The sequence below is a fragment of the Azoarcus taiwanensis genome (genome assembly GCF_012910885.1).
Taxonomy (GTDB): Bacteria; Pseudomonadota; Gammaproteobacteria; order Burkholderiales; family Rhodocyclaceae; genus Azoarcus_F; species Azoarcus_F taiwanensis.
The window spans coordinates 1-787 of sequence record NZ_WTVM01000282.1 but is presented as its reverse complement, the minus strand read 5'-3'; the positions used below and the strand labels follow the sequence as shown (position 1 = coordinate 787).

The following is a 787-nucleotide window of genomic DNA, read 5'->3' as shown; positions in this document are numbered from 1 at the left end:
GGCGTAGCAGTCCAGCGCCAGGCCGAAGGGGTTGCGCTCGGGGTCGATGTCCAGCCGGACGACCTTGATGGGGTAGCGCACCAGGGCGCGCTTGACCTGCTCGGAGCCGTAGTATTCGTCCGCGCTCACGTCGAGCGTGACGATCCAATCGCGGTCGGAAACCACCTTGACGCGCGTGGCCGGATCATCGCCGTAGCCGCGGCCGGGAATCTCGTAGATGCCACGCACGCGCTGACGCAGCTCGCCACTGGCGCGCCGGTATTCGTAGTCCTGCTGCAGGAAGGCCCGGCAGCTCGGCGTCAGGTAGGCTGACAGCGCGCGCAGGTTGCGCGGGTAGTCTTCTTCGCCGTTCGTGGGCCAGCGCTGTACCTGCTGCCAGATGTAGAAGGAGAAGGCATACACGCTCTCGGGCGGCACGTCCCACCACTTGCGCGTGCTGCCCGAGCGCAAGTCCGGCGGCACATGGATGGTCAGACTCTTCGGCGCACTCCACCAACCGAAGCCGAGCAGCAGCGCCACCACGAACAACGCGCCGGCCCCCAGACGCAACGTCTTCACGTGCGCCTGCAGGTGCGCAACCTCGTTCTTGAAACGGCTCATGGCGTACCTCGATCGGCATTGCGCCGGGTCGTCCAAAAGCCCGAGCGGGTGATGAGGCGCTGGCCGCCCAGGAGCGCTGCCAGCGCCGGGTGCCGCAATGCCAGCCGCCACTGGAGCTGCCGGTAGAGCCAGGTATCGGGCCGGCCGCGCTTCTGCGCGCGCAGGAAGCCGCCGCCGACGAAGACGC

2 protein-coding genes are annotated in these 787 nt (G+C 68.1%); both read right to left on the bottom strand.

The window, feature by feature from the left end; translation table 11 throughout:
• A partial coding sequence (locus GPA21_RS20320; RefSeq protein WP_168989868.1) for a PFL_4703 family integrating conjugative element protein occupies positions 1-600 on the bottom strand: 600 nt, incomplete at its 3' end.
• A partial coding sequence (locus tag GPA21_RS20315; RefSeq protein ID WP_168989867.1) for a DUF3487 family protein occupies positions 597-787 on the bottom strand: 191 nt, incomplete at its 5' end. The genes GPA21_RS20315 and GPA21_RS20320, both read right to left, overlap by 4 nt.